1 protein-coding gene is annotated in these 679 nt (G+C 22.5%); it reads right to left on the reverse strand.

Annotated elements, in window-relative coordinates; genetic code table 11:
• The coding region (locus AMN78_RS01505) for a Mur ligase family protein (RefSeq protein ID WP_256997686.1) at positions 1 to 679 on the reverse strand (679 nt) is incomplete at both ends.

Genomic DNA, 679 nt, shown 5'->3' on the forward strand with positions numbered 1-679 from the left:
AAAAGGACTTTTCGCTTATTTTAAATAGTTTTGAAAGTTCATAGACAAAAGACATATTTTCATCATTCATGTTGAGCCTTAAATAACTATTTTTTAATTTGAATTTTAAGTTGATATATTTTTTTAAACTTGGAACAATTAATCTTCCCGATAATTTTTTTTCTTTAAATAAATATTTGAATTTTCTATTTATTAAAGCAAAATGTTCTTTTTTCTGATTTGCGAAAATTTTAAATTTGGAATTTATATAATCTTTCATATTTATATGCCAATCAAGATGATCATTTGTGATATTTAATAATATTGCATAATTAGGGTATATAAATTTTGAATAAGAAAGTTGGAATGATGAAGCTTCAATTATAATAATATCTTTTTTATTTATTTTGAGACTAAGAACTGGCGCCCCGATGTTTCCCCCTAAAATTGGACGATATTTATTCTTTTTAAGAACATGAGCCAATATCGTACAAGTTGTCGATTTACCATTAGTTCCAGTTACTACAATACTTTTAGAAAATTTTTTAACTAAAAAAAAAAGATCTAAGTCTGTAATTATCTTGTTTTTATATTTTATTAGATTATTTCTATTTTTGGATTTTTTTAAACTAATTCCTGGACTTAGTATAATATAATCTACATCTCTTAAAGTCTTGATTAAATTTGTAGATCTTTTATT

Origin of the sequence: Candidatus Pelagibacter communis (genome assembly GCF_001179945.1) — a bacterium.
Lineage (GTDB): Bacteria > Pseudomonadota > Alphaproteobacteria > Pelagibacterales > Pelagibacteraceae > Pelagilacustribacter > Pelagilacustribacter ubique_A.